The organism is Pseudomonas sp. rhizo25, assembly GCF_031931935.1.
GTDB classification, from domain to species: Bacteria; Pseudomonadota; Gammaproteobacteria; order Pseudomonadales; family Pseudomonadaceae; genus Aquipseudomonas; species Aquipseudomonas synxantha.
Genome location: NZ_JAUJXA010000003.1, coordinates 1 through 15,876, shown reverse-complemented (window position 1 = coordinate 15,876; position 15,876 = coordinate 1). Strand labels below are relative to the sequence as shown.

General features: G+C 61.2%; 14 protein-coding genes and 1 pseudogene. 9 read left to right on the top strand and 6 right to left on the bottom strand.

The window, feature by feature from the left end:
• Nucleotides 1-4: 4 nt before the first annotated feature.
• On the bottom strand, nt 5-667 hold the full coding sequence (locus QZR30_RS07165; RefSeq protein ID WP_059397893.1) for an amino acid ABC transporter permease: 663 nt from the start codon (nt 665-667) through the stop codon (nt 5-7).
• Nucleotides 668-719: 52 nt separating this feature from the next.
• Nucleotides 720-1,568 carry a transporter substrate-binding domain-containing protein gene (locus QZR30_RS07160; protein ID WP_005788838.1) on the bottom strand — a complete coding sequence of 283 codons (849 nt, stop codon included), beginning with the start codon at nt 1,566-1,568 and terminating at the stop codon, nt 720-722.
• Nucleotides 1,569-1,907: 339 nt separating this feature from the next.
• Between QZR30_RS07160 and QZR30_RS07155 the strand changes: the two are divergent.
• Nucleotides 1,908-2,186, top strand: a pseudogene (locus QZR30_RS07155) (thioredoxin family protein); the annotation flags it as partial.
• Between the two features lie 43 nt (nt 2,187-2,229).
• On the opposite strand, the gene QZR30_RS07150 reads toward QZR30_RS07155, so the two are convergent.
• The 3 genes from QZR30_RS07150 to rpiB all read right to left on the bottom strand — a co-directional run bounded on the left by QZR30_RS07150 (nt 2,230) and on the right by rpiB (nt 5,593).
• Complete coding sequence (locus QZR30_RS07150; RefSeq protein ID WP_046068499.1) at nt 2,230-3,792, bottom strand: TerC family protein; 1,563 nt, start codon at nt 3,790-3,792, stop codon at nt 2,230-2,232.
• 295 nt (nt 3,793-4,087) lie between these two features.
• Nucleotides 4,088-5,068, bottom strand: coding sequence for a sugar-binding transcriptional regulator (locus QZR30_RS07145; protein ID WP_005788844.1), 981 nt, complete (start codon nt 5,066-5,068; stop codon nt 4,088-4,090).
• A gap of 63 nt (nt 5,069-5,131) precedes the next feature.
• Nucleotides 5,132-5,593, bottom strand: a complete 462-nt coding sequence (gene rpiB, locus QZR30_RS07140; RefSeq protein WP_043051432.1) for a ribose 5-phosphate isomerase B — start codon at nt 5,591-5,593, stop codon at nt 5,132-5,134.
• A 283-nt stretch (nt 5,594-5,876) separates the two neighbouring features.
• On the opposite strand from rpiB, the gene QZR30_RS07135 reads away from it, so the two are divergent.
• The 7 genes from QZR30_RS07135 (at nt 5,877) to dhaL (ending at nt 13,251) form a co-directional block, all read left to right on the top strand.
• The gene (locus QZR30_RS07135; RefSeq protein WP_043051433.1) at nt 5,877-7,364 is read left to right on the top strand and encodes a sugar ABC transporter ATP-binding protein; all 1,488 of its coding nucleotides are present in this window, start codon (nt 5,877-5,879) and stop codon (nt 7,362-7,364) included.
• Complete coding sequence (locus QZR30_RS07130; protein WP_043051434.1) at nt 7,361-8,338, top strand: ABC transporter permease; 978 nt, start codon at nt 7,361-7,363, stop codon at nt 8,336-8,338. The genes QZR30_RS07135 and QZR30_RS07130 overlap by 4 nt, the downstream gene beginning before the upstream one ends.
• 34 nt (nt 8,339-8,372) lie before the next feature.
• Nucleotides 8,373-9,380, top strand: a complete 1,008-nt coding sequence (locus QZR30_RS07125; protein WP_046068500.1) for a substrate-binding domain-containing protein — start codon at nt 8,373-8,375, stop codon at nt 9,378-9,380.
• Between the two features lie 164 nt (nt 9,381-9,544).
• The gene (locus QZR30_RS07120; RefSeq protein WP_311903099.1) at nt 9,545-10,300 is read left to right on the top strand and encodes an SDR family oxidoreductase; all 756 of its coding nucleotides are present in this window, start codon (nt 9,545-9,547) and stop codon (nt 10,298-10,300) included.
• A 28-nt stretch (nt 10,301-10,328) separates the two neighbouring features.
• Nucleotides 10,329-11,444 carry an MDR/zinc-dependent alcohol dehydrogenase-like family protein gene (locus QZR30_RS07115; RefSeq protein WP_046068502.1) on the top strand — a complete coding sequence of 372 codons (1,116 nt, stop codon included), beginning with the start codon at nt 10,329-10,331 and terminating at the stop codon, nt 11,442-11,444.
• Between the two features lie 154 nt (nt 11,445-11,598).
• Complete coding sequence (locus tag QZR30_RS07110) at nt 11,599-12,600, top strand: dihydroxyacetone kinase subunit DhaK (protein ID WP_311903098.1); 1,002 nt, start codon at nt 11,599-11,601, stop codon at nt 12,598-12,600.
• Between the two features lie 3 nt (nt 12,601-12,603).
• Nucleotides 12,604-13,251 (top strand): dihydroxyacetone kinase subunit DhaL, encoded by a 648-nt coding sequence (gene dhaL / locus QZR30_RS07105; RefSeq protein WP_046068504.1) that lies wholly within the window; start codon nt 12,604-12,606, stop codon nt 13,249-13,251.
• On the opposite strand, the gene QZR30_RS07100 is transcribed toward dhaL, so the two are convergent.
• Nucleotides 13,208-14,104 (bottom strand): LysR family transcriptional regulator, encoded by an 897-nt coding sequence (locus QZR30_RS07100; RefSeq protein WP_046068505.1) that lies wholly within the window; start codon nt 14,102-14,104, stop codon nt 13,208-13,210. The genes dhaL and QZR30_RS07100 overlap by 44 nt on opposite strands.
• A 150-nt stretch (nt 14,105-14,254) precedes the next feature.
• Here QZR30_RS07100 and QZR30_RS07095 point away from each other — a divergent pair, with 150 nt between their 5' ends.
• The gene (locus QZR30_RS07095; protein WP_311903096.1) at nt 14,255-15,763 is read left to right on the top strand and encodes an MFS transporter; all 1,509 of its coding nucleotides are present in this window, start codon (nt 14,255-14,257) and stop codon (nt 15,761-15,763) included.
• Nucleotides 15,764-15,876 lie beyond the last annotated feature (113 nt).

Sequence of the window (15,876 nt, the reverse complement as noted above, 5' to 3'; positions counted from 1 at the left end):
CTCCTTAACGACGGATCGCCAGACGCTGCTCAAGGTAACGCAGCAGCATGGCAATGAGGTAGCAGGCAGCCACGTAGAGCGCAGTCGTGACCAGCCAGGTTTCAATCACCCGGTAGCTTTCGACGTTGATCTTGCGGGCGTAATAGGTCAGCTCCGGCACCGCAATCGCAGCGGCCAGGGAGGTGTCCTTGAACAGCGAGATAAAGTTGTTCGACAGCGCCGGCAACACGTTGCGCAACATCACCGGCACGGTGATATAGGCGCGGATCCGCCACTCGCCAAGTCCGATGGCCAGCCCGGCTTCGCGCAGGCCCTTGGGAATATTCAGTAGCCCGGCGCGGAACACTTCGGTCAGGTAGGCACCGGCGTAGAGCGACAGGGTGATGATGAACGAGGGAATCTTATCCAGGCGGACCCCCAGGGACGGCAAGGCAAAGTAGATCAACAGGATCAGCACCAGGATCGGCGTATTGCGCACAACCGTCACGTACACCGAAGCCAGGATGCGCAACGCGCGGTGCCGGGACAGCATGGCAAACGCCATCAGCAGGCCGATCACGCAGCCGATGGCAATCGACAGCAACGCCAACTGCAGGCCCAGGCCGAGCCCCGCCAGCAAGGTGTCGAAATCACGCCAGACGGCGGCAAAATTCAACTGATAGTTCATGGTTAGCAATATCTGAGTGGGGCGTGTTCAGGCACGCCCCTATTGTTGCGGATCACTTGAATTCCACGGGAAAACCAATCGCCGGTTCTGGCAGGTCCACGCCAAACCACTGCTTGAATGAAGCTTTGTAGGTGGGGAATTCCACACCGGTCATGGCTTCGTGCAGCGCGGTGTTGACGAAGTTCAGCCAATCCTGGTCGCCGCGCTTGACCGCGCACGCGTAGGTTTGCGGGCTCCAGGCGTATGTGGGGCTGCGGTAGCGGCCAGGGTTCTGCACCATCAGGTATTTGACCGAAGACTGGTCGGTGGCGGCGGCATCGGCGCGACCGGAGTTCACGGCCTGGTACATCAGGTCGACGCTGTCGTACTGGTCGACCTTGGCCTTGGGCAGCGCCTGGTGCACGAGCTCTTCGGCATACACGTTTTGCAGCACAGCCACAGTGACGTCATCGCCCGCCGCCTGCAGGTCTTCGATTTCCTTGTACTTGCTGTTGTTCGGCAGCAACAGGCCGACACCTTCGCGGTAGTACGGCAGGGTGAAGGCCACCTGCTGCGCACGGCTGGCGGTGACGGTGATGAACTGGCAGCTCATATCGACCTTGTCGGTGAGCAGGTTGGGAATGCGTGCGTCGGACGACTGCACCACAAACTCGACCTTGCTCGGGTCATTGAACAAACCCTTGGCCACCATGCGGCCGATGTCGATATCGAACCCCTGCAACTTGCCGTCCGCTCCCTGGAAGTGCCACGGCGCATTAGTACTGCCTGTACCCACGATAAGGTGCCCGCGCTTGAGCACATCATCCAGCTTGCTGTCCGCCGCTTGCACCATGCTTGTGAAGGAAGCCGATGCGGCAACAAGAAATACACACGCTTTGAATACGGAAGGTCGGTGATGCATGACAAGCACTCCAGGGATTGTTTATTCCGCTATACCGGAACTTGGTATGTAACAACGGAATAGACAGCAGAAAGTGTGCCACAGCCACGGCAGGAAAAATATGCTGTCGGGAAACTCTTTATGGTTCAGTAAGATAGGTATTGAAGCGCTTAACGGCGTTGCGCCGAAAGCGTAGGGTTTTGCTACGCAACGCCCCACAACGGTGTTACTGCGCACCTATCTGGGTGCCTGGATGACGCTCCAGATGCAAGGTGCGTGAAGACGGCCCTGTGAAGGTTGACAGTAGACCTGGACGATTTTCCGACTTAGCGTGAGCCATGGAGTGACAGGAGATGCCCGATGGACTACGTCAATGCAGTGATCAGAGATAAGGCGCAATTTGACCGCGAACTCGATACGAAGCAGCCCGTATTCGTTGTATTCATTTCCCATGGTTGCGCGGCATGCACTGATGCGATGCCACGCTTTATGCGGATAAGCCAACGGTACGAGAACCAGGTCAAGATCATGATCCTCGATTGCGCCGAAACACCGCGCCATCCAAGCGTGGACCGGATTCCAATGCTGCTGATCTACCAGGACCAACAGCTTCAGGAAACCGTTCCCGGACTCGGCGAGCAAGCGCTTGAAGACGCGTTCAAGCGGTTCGCTCGCCTTCAGATCAAGGGGCCGTTAGCGGCGACAAACAAACCTGCGTCACCCTCCGCTCTTCCACCGCGACCACAGTCAGGCGCCACCCCTCGTATTCAAGACTATCGCCCACAACCGGCAAGCGATCCAACAGGCTCATCACCAGGCCGGCCAGGGTCTGGTAATCTTCCGTCGCCACGGCCTTGAAGCCGGTGCGTCGGCTCACCTGATTAAGATTCAAGGCACCATTGGCACGAAAGCCCGCGCCCTCCTCGACAATGTCCGGGCCTTCGATTTCACTGGCATCGGGCAATTCACCGGCGATGGATTCCAGAATATCGGTCATGCTCAACACGCCCATGAAGTCCCCGAATTCGTTGATCACGAAGGCGATGTGGGTGGACTCCTGGCGCATCTGCTCAAGGGCATTGAGGATCGAAAAGCTCTCCAGCAGGTTGATTGCCCGGCGCGCCAAGTGCTCCAGGTTCGGCTCGTTACCGGCCAGGTATTCCTTGAGCAGCTCTTTCTTGTGCACAAAGCCCAGGGGCTCATCCACCGCGCCATTGCGGATCAACGGCAGGCGCGAGTAGGACGAATGCATCAACTTCAGGCGGATAGTCTCGGGATCGTCCGCCAGGTCGATGCAGTCAACCTTGGCCCGAGGCGTCATCAAGGAGCGAATCGGCCGCTCGGCCAGTTGCAGCACACCGCTGATCATCACCCGCTCGCGTCGGTCAAACAGCGGACCTTGGGCTGCATCCGGCTCGCCCAACAGATCAGCGACATCCTCACCCACCTCCTCCACCGCCAGGCTGCGCCCGCCCAATAAGCGCATTACCGCATGGGCAGTACGCTCACGCACGGGCAGCACACCCTGCGCCGACTTCTTGCGCCGCGACCGGGCGATCTGGTTGAACAGCTCGATCAGAATCGAGAAGCCAATGGCCGCGTACAGGTAGCCCTTCGGAATATGGAAGCCCAAGCCTTCGGCGGTCAGGGCGAAACCAATCATCATCAAGAAGCCCAGGCACAGCATGATCACCGTGGGGTGCGCGTTAACGAAGCGGGTCAACGGCTTGCTCGCCACGATCATCAGGCCGATGGAGACGATCACGGCGATCATCATCACCGCCAATTCGTCCACCATGCCCACGGCGGTAATTACAGCGTCGAGGGAGAACACCGCATCCAGCACCACAATCTGCGCGACAATCGGCCAGAACATGGCGTAGGCCACACTGCCCTTGTGCTGGGCCACGTGGCCCTCGAGGCGCTCATGCAATTCCATGGTGGCCTTGAACAACAGGAACACACCACCAAACAGCATGATCAGGTCGCGACCGGAGAAGCTCTTGTCAAACACCTCGAACAGCGGCTGCGTGAGGGTCACCAACCAGGAAATACTCGCCAACAGGCCCAGGCGCATTAACAGTGCCAGGGACAAACCGATCAACCGCGCACGGTCACGCTGTTCCGGCGGCAACTTGTCCGCCAGGATCGCGATAAACACCAGGTTGTCGATACCCAGCACCAGTTCCAGCACAATCAAGGTCGCAAGGCCGAGCCAGGCCGTTGGATCCGCTAACCATTCCATTTATAGAGTCTCTGTATTCAAGTGTTCAGAATGCCGGACACGGCAATGCGCGGTCAGTGGACCGGGCCAAGGTTAGCAGTCGGAATACGGGGTGCTTCAGGGGGAACGACGACAGTGGTGGTCTTGGGGAAAGACGACTGGGAGGCTCCGAGAGGGTGTTCATGCAAGTCCTGAGATAACAAAGGGACTTGAATCCTACAGCCCAAATACACAATTCCCACATAGCAAACTATTACAAAACCTGTCTCCCAGACTCCCACACAAGCCCCCATCCCACATTTGGAACGGTGTGGTATCAGGACTTTCGGGTGGCATCATCCAGGGCCAGGATGGTGTGGGCATTGGTGACGGTTGTCGCCAGCGTATTGATCACCCCCGAGCGCAACGCCCCCAACGTCGCCGCCGCCTTGGTGTTCTCACTGGCAATCGCCACCACATCCGGGATGCGGAACAGCTCCTGCACGGTCAGTCCGATCACCCGACCCTGGATGGCGTTGACCGCGGGCTGGCCGTGAATGTCGATAAAGTCATAGCCCATCATGTCGCCCACGGTGCCGGATAACCGCGCCTGGGCAATCTCCTGGGGCGAGAACCAGCCCATGCGCACCATGTTGCTGTTCTCGCTCATGTCACCGATGCCGATCAGGGCAATGTCGGCTCGCCGTGCACGGTCGAGGGTGGAGCGCACCGTGTCGTTATTGATCAGCACGCCGCGCAGTTCCGGGTTGGCCACCAGCGCCGGCGCGTACAGGCTTTCGCTCTCGCCGCCAAAGCGCAGGGCCAGGCGCCGGCAGATATGGTCGGGGTTCATGTACTCGCCGGCCTTGAGCGAACCGCCAATGGCACACACAAACGTGCAGTTGCGCGTCACCGGCAGAAAGACGTTGTCGGCCACCGCGCCGACGTTACGGCCCATGCCGACGGCGACGATCATGCCGTCACCGAGGGTCTTGTTCAGGTAGTTGGCCACCAGGCTGGCGACCGCCGAGCGTTGGGTGTCAGGGTCGCTGTGGTCGACCGCGATCAAGGCGCGGTCAAGTTTGAAGCGCTCCACCAGCGCCCTCTCCAGCTCGTTGTTCATCGCCGGGTGCTGCAACACGCGCACCTCGACAATACCTTCATCCCGCGCGCGCTTGAGCAGGCGACTGACTTTTGCCCGCGACAGATCGAAGCGTTTGGCGATGGCCTCCTGAGTGACGTTCTCAAGGTAATAGAGCATCGCCACTTCGGTCATCTGATCGATATCACTGGCCATGCGCTGGGTACTGTCACTCATGGGGACGGGCTTCCGTTTCGGCGTCAAAGGCGCATTCTCCCGACTCTTGCCCCGTGCCGTCCACTACTGATGCCCATCGCGCTCGATCGCATTGATGCGTTCGACCTTGGCCCCCGAACGCGCCACCTCGAACTCCGAGGCCAGAAACGCAGTGACGATGCTCTTGGCCAGCTCTGCGCCGATCACCCGCGCACCGATGGACAGGATCTGAGCATCGTTGCTCTTGCGCGCCCGCTCCGCCGAATAGGTGTCATGGGCCTGGGCCGCACGAATACCCATCACCTTATTGGCTGAGATGGCCATGCCGATCCCGGTGCCGCACACCAGCACGCCCAGGCGCTGCTGCCCGGCATTGATGGCATTGGCCACAGCCAGGGCGATGTCCGGGTAAAGCACTGGCGCGGTGGAGTGAGTACCGAAGTCGGTCACCGGGTAACCCAGCGCCTCGATATGGCGCCTCAACAGTTCTTTAAGCTCAAAACCCGCTTCATCGCATCCGATAGCCACCGGGAAAGGTGTGTTCATAGCGTCTGGCTCCGCTGCCGAGATCCTGATTAAGACTGATCATATGATCACTCAATGAAATTTCGCTCAGTCATTTCGCGGGCATTTTACCTTCTATGTCAAGCTTGATTTAACTGACCTCCCAGTCAATGCTGCTCAAAAAGCCGATAACGTCGCTAAAGATGAGAATCATCGCTTTTAAGTGAAAGAGATTGACTGATCAGAATTTCATTTGATACACATATGCTCACAGCGAAACATGACTGTGCGACCTAATAAGAATTCACAGCACGAGGACACGCCGATGGCCACGCCATTACTGCTCCAGGCTGAACACGTCGCCAAGGCTTACGCCGGGGTGCCCGCCCTGCGTGACGGGCGCCTTTCTCTGCGGGCCGGCAGCGTCCACGCCCTGTGCGGCGGCAATGGCGCCGGCAAGTCGACCTTCCTGAGCATCCTGATGGGCATCACCCAGCGTGACGCCGGCAGCATCTTGCTCAACGGTGCGCCGGTACAGTTCAACCGCCCGAGCGAAGCCCTGGCGGCGGGGATCGCGATGATCACCCAGGAGCTGGAACCCATCCCCTACATGACCGTCGCCGAAAATATCTGGCTGGGCCGCGAACCACGCCGCGCCGGCTGCATTGTCGACAGCAAAACCCTCAATCGGCGTACCCGCGAACTGCTGGAAAGCCTGGAGTTCGAGGTCGACGCCACCAGCCCCATGCACCGCTTGAGCGTGGCGCAGATCCAATTGGTGGAAATCGCCAAGGCGTTCAGCCATGACTGCCAGGTGATGATCATGGATGAGCCCACCTCGGCCATCGGCGAGCGCGAGGCCGAAACGTTGTTCAAGGCCATTCGCCGCCTCACCGCCCGCGGCGCCGGCATCGTGTATGTGTCCCATCGCCTGAGCGAACTGGCGCAGATCGCCGATGACTACAGCATCTTCCGCGATGGCGCCTTTGTAGAAAGCGGGCGCATGGCCGATATCGACCGCGACCACTTGGTGCGCGGTATCGTCGGCCAGGAGCTGACGCGCATCGACCACAAGGTCGGCCGCGAATGCGCCGCCGACACCTGCCTGCAGGTCGACAGCCTGAGCCGCAACGGCGAGTTCCACGACATCAGCCTGCAACTGCGCCAGGGCGAAATCCTCGGCATCTATGGGCTGATGGGCTCCGGGCGCAGTGAGTTCCTCAATTGCATCTACGGCCTGACCGTGGCGGACTCTGGCAGCGTCACCCTGCAAGGCAAGCCCATGCCGATCGGCATGCCCAAGGCCACCATCGACGCTGGCATGTCCCTGGTCACCGAAGACCGCAAGGACAGTGGCCTGGTACTGACCGGCAGCATCCTCTCGAACATTGCGCTGTCGGCCTACAAGCGTTTGTCGAGCTGGTCGCTGATCAACGCACGCAAAGAAACCCAGCTGGCCGAGGACATGGTCAAGCGCCTGCAGATCAAGACCAGCTCCCTGGATTTGCCGGTGGCATCCATGAGCGGCGGCAACCAGCAGAAAGTGGTGCTCGCCAAATGCCTGTCCACCGAGCCGGTGTGCCTGCTCTGCGACGAACCGACCCGGGGCATCGACGAAGGCGCCAAGCAGGAGATCTACCGCCTGCTCGACCAGTTCGTACGGGCTGGCGGCGCGGCCATCGTGGTGTCGTCGGAAGCCCCGGAACTGCTGCACCTGAGCGATCGCATCGCCGTATTCAAGGGTGGCCGGCTGGTGACCATCAGCACCGACACCGCCCTTTCCCAGGAAGCCTTGTTGAGTCTTGCCTCATGAATGCCAAAACCATCGCCGCACCTATTACTACCGCCCCACGCAGCCGCCTGCGCCTGTCCCTCGACCGTTTCGGCCTGCCGCTGGTGTTTATTTTGCTGTGCGTGGTGATGGCGTTTTCCAGTGAATACTTTATGACCTGGCGTAACTGGATGGACATCCTGCGCCAGACCTCCATCAACGGCATCCTCGCCGTGGGCATGACCTATGTGATCCTGACCAAGGGCATCGACCTCTCTGTGGGTTCGATCCTGGCGTTTGCCGGGCTGTGCAGCGCCATGGTCGCCACCCAGGGTTACGGCCTGCTGGCGGCGGTCAGCGCCGGGATGTTTGCCGGGGCGATGCTCGGCGTGGTCAATGGATTTATGGTCGCCAACCTGTCGATCCCGCCGTTCGTGGCGACCCTGGGCATGCTCAGCATCGCCCGGGGCATGACCTTTATCCTCAACGACGGCAGCCCCATCACCGACCTGCCCGACGCCTACCTGGCCCTGGGTATCGGCAAGATCGGCCCGATAGGCGTGCCGATCATCATCTTCGCCGTGGTCGCACTGATCTTCTGGATGGTGCTGCGCTACACCACTTACGGGCGCTATGTGTACGCGGTGGGCGGCAATGAAAAGAGCGCACGCACCTCCGGCATCGGCGTGCGCAAGGTGATGTTCTCGGTGTACGTGGTCTCGGGCCTGCTCGCCGGATTGGCCGGCGTGGTGCTGTCGGCACGTACCACCTCTGCCCTGCCCCAGGCCGGGGTTTCCTACGAGCTGGACGCAATTGCCGCAGTGGTGATCGGCGGTACCAGCCTGTCGGGCGGCACCGGCAGCATCGTCGGCACCTTGTTCGGTGCGCTGTTGATCGGCGTGATCAACAACGGCCTGAACCTGCTCGGTGTGTCCTCTTATTACCAACAGGTCGCCAAGGGCCTGATCATCGTGTTCGCAGTACTGATCGACGTGTGGCGCAAGAAAAAACGCTGAAGAACGACCGATAACAATAACTGGAGTTCGACTTATGAAACTGGGTACCACCTTGGCCGCTGCGGCGGCCCTTTCCCTGCTCGCCAGCAGCATCGCCATGGCTGCCGATGGCAAGACCTACAAGATCGGCGCAGCCGTCTACGGCCTCAAGGGCCAGTTCATGCAGAACTGGGTGCGTGAGCTCAAGGAACATCCGGCGGTCAAGGATGGCACCGTGCAGTTGACCGTGTTTGACGGCAACTACGACGCCCTGACCCAGAACAACCAGATCGAAAACATGGTGACCCAACGCTACGACGCGATCCTGTTCGTGCCGATTGATACCAAGGCCGGTGTCGGCACCGTCAAGGCTGCCATGAGCAACGACGTGGTGGTCATCGCCTCCAATACGAAAGTAGCCGATGCCAACGTGCCGTATGTCGGTAATGACGACGTGGAAGGCGGCCGCCTGCAGGCTCAGGCCATGGTCGACAAGCTCAACGGCAAGGGCAACGTGGTGATCATCCAGGGCCCGATTGGCCAATCGGCGCAGATCGACCGGGAAAAAGGCGAGCTGGAAGTGCTGGGCAAGCACCCGGATATCAAGATCATCGAGAAGAAAACCGCCAACTGGGACCGCGCCCAGGCCCTGACCCTCACTGAGGACTGGCTCAACGCCCACCCCAAGGGCATCAACGGTGTGATTGCACAGAACGACGACATGGCCCTGGGCGCCGTGCAGGCCCTGAAGTCCCACGGCCTTACCTCCAAAGACGTGCCCGTGACCTCCATTGACGGCATGCCGGATGCGATCCAGGCAGCGAAAAAAGACGAAGTCACCACCTTCCTCCAGGACGCCCAGGCCCAGTCCCAGGGCGCGCTGGACGTAGCCCTGCGCGCCCTGGCCGGCAAGGACTACAAGCCGCAGTCGGTGATCTGGGAGCGTTATGCCAAGGATGTGAAATGGGGTGAAGGCACGGCCAAGAACTACATCCTGCCGTGGGTGCCGGTGACCAATGCCAATGCGGATGCTCTGTACAAGCAAGTCAGCGGCGGCAAGTAGTCAGTGGCTTGAAACACAGTCAACTGTGGGAGGGGGCTTGCTCCCGATAGCGGTGTATCAGCCACCTGATTTATCACTGTTACACCGCTATCGGGAGCAAGTCGAATCGTCGCACCGCCCCTCCCACATTTTGATCTTCACCGTTTTCGAAAATGGAGTCATTCATGTCTGGATTCTGGAACCAAGCCTTCGACCTCAGCGGCCGTTGCACGGTCATCACCGGGGGCGCTGCCGGCATCGGCCTGGCCTGCGCCGCCTTGCTGGTGGAACGTGGTGCGCGGGTGGCGCTGCTGGACCGCGATCCTGCAGTGGTCGAGGTGGCCGCCCGCCTCGGTACCGGGCACCTGGGCATTGCCGTCGACCTCGGGAAGATCGACCAGATACAACCGACTGTCGACCACGTTTTCGCTCACTTCCAACGCCTGGATTATCTGATCAACAGCGCCGGCGTGGTGCTGCTGGACAAGGCCATCGAGGTCAGTGAAAGTGCCTGGGACACCACCCTGGATATCAACCTCAAGGCCAGTTTCTTCGTGGCCCAGGCGTGCGCCAAGCACATGCTCGCCCAGGGCAGCGGGCGCATCGTCAACCTCGCCTCCCAGGCTGCCGTGATTGGCCTGGACCGTCACGTCGCCTATTGCGCCAGCAAGGCGGCCATCGTCGGCATGACCAAGGTCCTGGCCATGGAATGGGCGCCGCAGATCAACGTCAACGCCATCTCACCCACCATCGTCGAAACCGCCCTGGGCAAAAAAGCCTGGGCCGGCGACGTGGGTGAGCGCGCCAAGTTGCAGATCCCGGCGGGGCGTTTTGCATTGCCTGAAGAAATCGCCGGGCTGGCGCTATACCTGCTCAGCGATGCCGCGCAGATGATCACCGGTGCCAACATGGTGATCGATGGCGGCTACAGCATTCAGTAATTCCATCTTTATGTCGTGAGGTCCTGTCATGTCCACCGTCACCGAACGCACACCGCAACAACTCGCCCCGAGCATCCCGAAAACCATGCAGGCCGTGGTCTGCCATGGCCCGGAAGACTATCGCCTGGAAACCGTCGACGTGCCCACGCCCGGCCCCGACGAGATCCTCACCAAGGTCGAGCTGTGCGGCATCTGCATGGGCGATATCAAGACCTATCGCGGCGCGCCGTCGTTCTGGGGCGACGCCGAGCAACCGCGCTACGTGAAGCCGCCGATGATTCCCGGGCATGAGTTCGTGTGCCGTGTCGTCGCCCTTGGCCCAGGCGCCGAAAAGCGCGGCGTGGCGGTCGGCGACCGGGTGATTTCCGAACAGATCGTGCCATGCTGGGGTTGCCGCTTCTGCAACCACGGCCAGTACTGGATGTGCCAGAAGCATGACCTGTATGGCTTCCAGAATAATGTGCAGGGCGCCATGGCCCAGTACATGATTTTCACCAAGGAAGGCATCATCCACAAAGTGCCGGAATCCATCGCCCCCGATGAAGCGATCCTGATCGAGCCATTGGCCTGCTCGCTGCACGCGGCCGAGCGCGCCGACGTCGACCATGACGACATTGTGGTGGTCGCTGGCGCCGGCACCTTGGGCCTGGGCATCATCGGCGCGGTGCGGTTGCGCAACCCGAAAAAACTTATCGTGCTGGACATGAAACCCGAACGCGCCGCCCTCGCCCTGCGCATGGGCGCCGACGAAGTCTGGAACCCGGCAGAGGTAGATGTGCTGGCGAAAATCCGCGAGATCACGGATGGCTACGGTTGCGACATCTACATCGAAGCCACCGGGCACCACAAGGCGGTCAACCAGGGCCTGGCGATGCTGCGCAAGCTGGGGCGCTTCGTCGAATTCAGCGTGTTCAACGACGAGGCCACGGTGGACTGGTCGATCATCGGCGACCGCAAGGAGCTGGACATCCTCGGCTCGCACCTGGGGCCCTATATGTACCCGCGGGCCATCGACTTTATCGGCAACCGCAAGATCGACATGCGCGATGTGGTGACCCACAAGTTTGCCCTGGCGGACTTCAAGGAGGCGTTTGCGGTGATGGAGCGCGGCGATAAATCGCTCAAAGTTGTGCTTGAACCTTAGAACTTACACAACCGCTTTTACTGTAGGAGTGAGCTTGCTCGCGAAAAACGTAAACGATTACGCGGGCGGTCTGATTTAACGCGGCGATCTTGAGTTTTTCGCGAGCAAGCTCGCTCCTACAGTGAACAAAAACAAGAACACAGGAACCCGCGTTATGAATCGAGTCATCAACGATCCCGACCAAGTGGTCGAAGACATGCTGCGCGGCATCCTGGTCGCGCACCCCGAACTGCGCCAGTACGAGACCAACCCACGGGTCATCGTCAAGGCCAGGCCGTCCGCCCAGGGCCGTGTCGGCATCGTCACCGGCGGCGGCTCCGGGCATGAGCCGGCGTTCCTCGGCTATATCGGCCCGGGCCTGGTAGACGCCGTGGCCGTCGGCGAGATTTTCTCCTCGCCCACCGCCAAGAGCTTTTTCGACGCCTTCCGCGCCGCCGACCATGGCGCGGGCGTGGCCTGCCTGTATGGCAACTACGCCGGCGACAATATGAACGTCAAGCTGGCGATGAAGATGGCCGCCAGCAAAGACATGCGCATCCGCACCGTAGTGGCCAACGACGATGTGGCTTCGGCACCCAAGGCCGATATCGCCAAGCGTCGTGGGGTCGCCGGGGAAATCTTCATGTGGAAGATCGGCGGTGCCGCCGCCGCCCAGCATTACGACCTGGACGGGGTGATTCGTGTCGCACAGAAAACCGTCGACCATTGCCGCTCCATTGGTATCGGCCTCACGCCCTGCACCATCGCCGCCGTGGGCAAGCCGAACTTCCAGATTCCCGACGGCCAGATGGAACTGGGCATCGGCCATCATGGCGAGCCAGGCATCGAAGTCATCCCGATTGAGCCGGCTGCCGCCATGGCTGAGCGCATGCTCGCACCGATCCTCGCCGACCGCGATTTCAGCCAGGACGACAGCGTGGTGGTGCTGGTCTCCGGCCTTGGCGCCACGCCTGTGATGGAGCTGTACATTTTCTACGCCGAGGTGGAAAAACAGCTCAAGGCCAAGGGCTTGAAGATCCACCGGTGCTACGTCGGCAACTACTTCACCTCCCTGGAAATGATGGGCGTGACCTTGACCCTGCTCGGCCTCGACGCCGAGCTGAAAACCCTGATCGACCAACCCTGCCGTTCCATCGGCATGACCCAGGCGGAGTGAACCATGAGCCAGCACTTTTCCACCCGTGACGGCAGCGCCATCATCGCCGACCTGGTCAGCGTCATTGTGGCCAATCGCGAATACCTCAGCGAAGTCGATGGCGCCATTGGCGACGGTGACCACGGCATCAACATGGCCAAGGGCTTCGCCCATTGTGGTCGCACCATCGAAGGCCGCCAACTGAGCCTGGCGCAAGCCCTGGATGAACTGACCCTGAGCCTGATGGAAGGCATCGGCGGCTCCATGGGCCCGCTGTATGGCAGCCTGTTTATTGGCATGGCCGACGAAGTGCGCGACAGCGAAGACATCGACGCCGCGACCTTCGCCCAGCTGTTGCGCGGCGGCTTGACCTCATTGCAGGACATCACCGAGGCGGGCGTGGGCGACAAGTGCCTGATGGATACCCTTATTCCTGCAGTAGAGGCGTTTGAACAGGCACATGCATCCGGGGCGTCTTTCAACGATGCGCTGGAGGCGATGAAAACCGCCGCCTCCCAGGGGCGCGATTCGACCAAGGACCTGGTGGCCAAGATCGGCCGCGCCAGTCGCCTGGGCGAGCGCTCTCTCGGGGTGCTGGACGCCGGGGCGGTGTCGTGTTGCCTGATTCTTACGCGCCTGGCCGACTCGGTGCAGCCGCGACTGACTGCTTGACCTGCTGGATATACCGCGCCACCGCCGGCGCTTTTTCAAAGCGCCGGTAAATCAACGACAACCACGACGACGCCTCATTGCCCTGGATATTGCGATACACCACGCCGGGCAGGCTCACATGCCCGACCATCGATGCCGGCACTACCGCAACCCCCTGCCCCAACGACACCAAGGCCACCACCGCCACCAACCCGCCCGGCTGCGCGCCCAGACGCGGTGCGTAGCCGCCCTGGGCGGCGACATGCAAGGTGCCGCTGATTTGTTCCGGCAGGATAAACGTCTCGTTTTCCAGGTGCTCGCAGGTGATTGCCTTGAGTCCCAGCAGCCATGAGTCATGAGCCAGCGCCAGCACAAAGCCTTCGCTGTCCAGGCGCACCGCCTCAACGCCGTCCGGCAGGGTCATCGGCGAACGGATATAACCGATATCGCAGCGCCCATCGGCCACCGCGCCCGGTAGCGCAGCCATGGCCCATTCGCGCAGGTTCACGTTCACATCGGCAAACGCCTGGCTGAACCCTCGCACCTGGCGCTGCAACAGCCCGCAGTACAGCGCCGAGGCCACGTAACCCAACTCGATATGCCCGATCTCGCCACGCCCGGCGCGCTGGGCACTGCGCTGGGCGAACTCGAATTGGCGCACGGCGGCTTCAGCCTCGCTCAGCAGCGCGGCACCCGCTTCGGTGAGGCTGACTTCGCGCTGCCGGCGGATAAACAAGCGCGTGCCCAGGCTGGTTTCCATGTCCTGGATTTGCCGGCTCAGGGTCGGCGGCGCAATACCCAATTGCTCGGCGGCGCGGGTGAAATTGCGCTGCCGGGCCACGGCCAGAAAGTAACGAAAATGGCGGATTTCCATGGCAGCATTAGCTCAAAGGTAATGAAGTACTTCCTGGCGCCTAACAAAAATTTGATTAGCCAGGGATAAGCTCGTAGCTCCTGAACACTAGAGAGCCCTTGCAATGCAAGTCAACCGAGATTTCCGTATTGCCTACCAGGTAATTTGCTTGTGAGCCGGGTCAGTCCACGCCTGACGCTGGTAACCGCCTCCGCTGTCTGCTCGTTGATCGTGCTGGATACCAACATCGTTGCCGTCACGCTGCCGAGCATCGCCCGCGACCTGGGCGCCAACTTTGCCGATATCGAGTGGGTAGTCAGCGCTTATATGCTGGCGTTCGCCGCCTTGTTGTTGCCGGCCGGGAGTATCGCCGACCGCTTTGGCCGCAAGAAAACCCTGGTCTGGGGCCTGGGTATTTTCATCCTCGCCTCCCTGGGCTGCGGCGCAGCACCCACCGCGCTGTGGCTGGACATCGCCCGGGCCGTGAAGGGGGTGGGTGCGGCGCTGCTGCTGACCTCGGCACTGGCATCTATCGGGCATACCTTCCACGATGAAATAGAACGCGCCAAGGCCTGGGCGTTCTGGGGCGCGTGCATGGGCGTGGCGATGACCGCCGCGCCGACCCTGGGCGGCTTGATCACCGAGTACCTGGGCTGGCGCTGGATTTTCTATCTCAACCTGCCGGTGGGGCTGGTACTGATGGCCTTGGTGCTGCGGGCGATCCCCGAGTCCCGCGATACCCGATCGGCGCGCCTGGATCCCTGGGGCAGCCTGGCGTTCAGTGGCAGCTTGCTGTGCCTGATCTGGGGGCTGATCGAGGCCAATCGCATCGGTTGGGATAGCCCGCTGACCTACGCCCGCCTCATCGGTGGCGGGCTGTTGATGGGCGTATTTGTGCTGGCCGAGCACCTGCAGCAGCGACCGATGGTGGACTTACAGCTGTTTCGGCACCCGCGCTTTATCGGCGCCTTGCTCGGCATGTTTGCCTATGCCGGGTGCGCCCAGGTGATGATGACGCTTCTGCCGTTCTACCTGCAGAACGGCCTGGGTTTTTCCGCGATTGCCTCGGGCCTGGGCATGTTGCCGTTTGCCTTGACCATGCTGGTCTGCCCACGCATCGGTGCACGCCTGGCGGGCCGCTTCACACCGGCGACCATGATGGCGAGTGGCTTGACCCTGGTGGGCTGCGGCAATCTGTTGAGCGCGTGGGCCGTGCAGGCCGGCGGTTATCTGCCCTTTGCCCTGGCGATCGCCGTCACCGGTGCAGGCGCGGGGTTACTCAATGGTGACACGCAGAAAAACATCATGGCCTGCGTGCCGCGGGATCGCGCAGGCATGGCCTCGGGCATGAGCACCACCATGCGTTTCAGCGCAATCATGTTGGCCATCGGCGTGTATGGCGCATTGCTGAGCAGCCACAGCGAGCAGTTGCTGAGCGCGAGTATCGACCCGCAGTGGCAGGCGCAGGTGACGGGTATTGCTTCGCGGGTGGTAGCCGGTGATATGCCCGCGGCGCTGGATCTGGTGCCCGAAGCAGCGCGGGTGACGGTGCAACCGCTGGCGCGGCAGGCGTTCGTGGGTGGGTTCAGCGGGGTGTTGTGGGTGGCGGGTTTGTTGGGGTTGTTGGGCGCGCTGGTGGTGGGGAGCCTGATGCGCAAGCCGATACCCACACACAGCTGAATGTGGGAAAGGCTTGCCCCCGATGAGCATCGGCACCTACACAACTTCGTAGCAGCTAAAGGTAACCACGATGCGAAGCGAGCCGCTCTTGATCTTGATCTGCTTTTGATCTG

Excerpts from the sequence above, each read along its gene's own strand:
- QZR30_RS07150 (WP_046068499.1), bottom strand. The coding sequence starts at position 3,792 with ATGGAATGGTTAGCGGATCCAACGGCCTGGCTCGGCCTTGCGACCTTG.
- rpiB (WP_043051432.1), bottom strand. The coding sequence starts at position 5,593 with ATGAACACACCTTTCCCGGTGGCTATCGGATGCGATGAAGCGGGTTTT.
- QZR30_RS07145 (WP_005788844.1), bottom strand. The coding sequence starts at position 5,068 with ATGAGTGACAGTACCCAGCGCATGGCCAGTGATATCGATCAGATGACC.
- QZR30_RS07100 (WP_046068505.1), bottom strand. The coding sequence starts at position 14,104 with ATGGAAATCCGCCATTTTCGTTACTTTCTGGCCGTGGCCCGGCAGCGC.
- QZR30_RS07160 (WP_005788838.1), bottom strand. The coding sequence starts at position 1,568 with ATGCATCACCGACCTTCCGTATTCAAAGCGTGTGTATTTCTTGTTGCC.
- QZR30_RS07130 (WP_043051434.1), top strand. The coding sequence starts at position 7,361 with ATGAATGCCAAAACCATCGCCGCACCTATTACTACCGCCCCACGCAGC.
- QZR30_RS07110 (WP_311903098.1), top strand. The coding sequence starts at position 11,599 with ATGAATCGAGTCATCAACGATCCCGACCAAGTGGTCGAAGACATGCTG.
- QZR30_RS07165 (WP_059397893.1), bottom strand. The coding sequence starts at position 667 with ATGAACTATCAGTTGAATTTTGCCGCCGTCTGGCGTGATTTCGACACC.
- QZR30_RS07120 (WP_311903099.1), top strand. The coding sequence starts at position 9,545 with ATGTCTGGATTCTGGAACCAAGCCTTCGACCTCAGCGGCCGTTGCACG.
- QZR30_RS07125 (WP_046068500.1), top strand. The coding sequence starts at position 8,373 with ATGAAACTGGGTACCACCTTGGCCGCTGCGGCGGCCCTTTCCCTGCTC.
- QZR30_RS07135 (WP_043051433.1), top strand. The coding sequence starts at position 5,877 with ATGGCCACGCCATTACTGCTCCAGGCTGAACACGTCGCCAAGGCTTAC.
- QZR30_RS07115 (WP_046068502.1), top strand. The coding sequence starts at position 10,329 with ATGTCCACCGTCACCGAACGCACACCGCAACAACTCGCCCCGAGCATC.
- dhaL (WP_046068504.1), top strand. The coding sequence starts at position 12,604 with ATGAGCCAGCACTTTTCCACCCGTGACGGCAGCGCCATCATCGCCGAC.